Raw genomic sequence first — 1762 nt, 5'->3', positions numbered from 1 at the left:
AATGAAAAATCCTTAATGTGCTGGCGGAGAGTAAGGGATTTGAACCCTTGAGACAGTGTTAACCGCCTACACGATTTCCAATCGTGCTCCTTCGGCCACTCGGACAACTCTCCAAGAATGGCTCCGAAGGCAGGACTCGAACCTGCGACAACCTGATTAACAGTCAGGTGCTACTACCAACTGAGCTACTTCGGAATAATTTTAACATATAGCCTAGCGACGTCCTACTCTCACAGGGGGAAGCCCCCAACTACCATCGGCGCTAAAGAGCTTAACTTCCGTGTTCGGTATGGGAACGGGTGTGACCTCTTTGCCATCATCACTAGACTATTTTCGGCTTTCAATATACATCGTATCTTGAAACCCTTTGTTGAAAAATTATTCTTTCAAAACTGGATAAACGGTGCATTGAATGTTTCAAACTTTTTTGGTTAAGTCCTCGATCGATTAGTATTCGTCAGCTCCATGTGTCACCACACTTCCACCTCGAACCTATCTACCTCATCGTCTTTGAGGGATCTTACTTACTTGCGTAATGGGAAATCTCATCTTGAGGGGGGCTTCATGCTTAGATGCTTTCAGCACTTATCCCGTCCACACATAGCTACCCAGCGATGCCTTTGGCAAGACAACTGGTACACCAGCGGTGTGTCCATCCCGGTCCTCTCGTACTAAGGACAGCTCCTCTCAAATTTCCTACGCCCACGACGGATAGGGACCGAACTGTCTCACGACGTTCTGAACCCAGCTCGCGTACCGCTTTAATGGGCGAACAGCCCAACCCTTGGGACCGACTACAGCCCCAGGATGCGATGAGCCGACATCGAGGTGCCAAACCTCCCCGTCGATGTGGACTCTTGGGGGAGATAAGCCTGTTATCCCCGGGGTAGCTTTTATCCGTTGAGCGATGGCCCTTCCATGCGGAACCACCGGATCACTAAGCCCGTCTTTCGACCCTGCTCGACTTGTAGGTCTCGCAGTCAAGCTCCCTTGTGCCTTTACACTCTACGAATGATTTCCAACCATTCTGAGGGAACCTTTGGGCGCCTCCGTTACCTTTTAGGAGGCGACCGCCCCAGTCAAACTGTCCGCCTGACACTGTCTCCTGCCCCGCTAAGGGGCATGGGTTAGAATTTCAATACAACCAGGGTAGTATCCCACCGACGCCTCCTTCGAAGCTGGCGCTCCGAGATCTCTGGCTCCTACCTATCCTGTACAAGTTGTACCAAAATTCAATATCAGGCTACAGTAAAGCTCCACGGGGTCTTTCCGTCCTGTCGCGGGTAACCTGCATCTTCACAGGTACTATAATTTCACCGAGTCTCTCGTTGAGACAGTGCCCAGATCGTTACGCCTTTCGTGCGGGTCGGAACTTACCCGACAAGGAATTTCGCTACCTTAGGACCGTTATAGTTACGGCCGCCGTTTACTGGGGCTTCAATTCGCAGCTTCGCTTGCGCTAACCACTCCTCTTAACCTTCCAGCACCGGGCAGGCGTCAGCCCCTATACGTCACCTTACGGTTTTGCAGAGACCTGTGTTTTTGCTAAACAGTCGCCTGGGCCTATTCACTGCGGCTCTCATGCGCTTGCACGCTCAAGAGCACCCCTTCTCCCGAAGTTACGGGGTCATTTTGCCGAGTTCCTTAACGAGAGTTCTCTCGCACACCTTAGGATTCTCTCCTCGACTACCTGTGTCGGTTTGCGGTACGGGCACCTCTCACCTCGATAGAGGCTTTTCTTGGCAGTGTGACATCAGGAACT

The 1762-nt window shown here is 51.6% G+C and carries 2 tRNA genes and 2 rRNA genes; all 4 read right to left on the bottom strand.

Annotated elements, in window-relative coordinates:
- Positions 1-21 precede the first annotated feature (21 nt).
- Positions 22-113: transfer RNA gene (locus tag ACWCV9_RS37650), tRNA-Ser, on the bottom strand.
- A gap of 5 nt (positions 114-118) precedes the next feature.
- A tRNA-Asn gene (locus ACWCV9_RS37645) sits at positions 119-195 on the bottom strand.
- A 16-nt stretch (positions 196-211) separates the two neighbouring features.
- Positions 212-327, bottom strand: a 5S ribosomal RNA gene (rrf, locus tag ACWCV9_RS37640).
- 100 nt (positions 328-427) lie between these two features.
- A 23S ribosomal RNA gene (locus tag ACWCV9_RS37635) occupies positions 428-1762 on the bottom strand; the annotation flags it as partial.

The sequence above is a fragment of the Streptomyces sp. NPDC001606 genome, from assembly GCF_053596835.1.
This window is presented reverse-complemented; position numbering and strand designations above follow the sequence as displayed.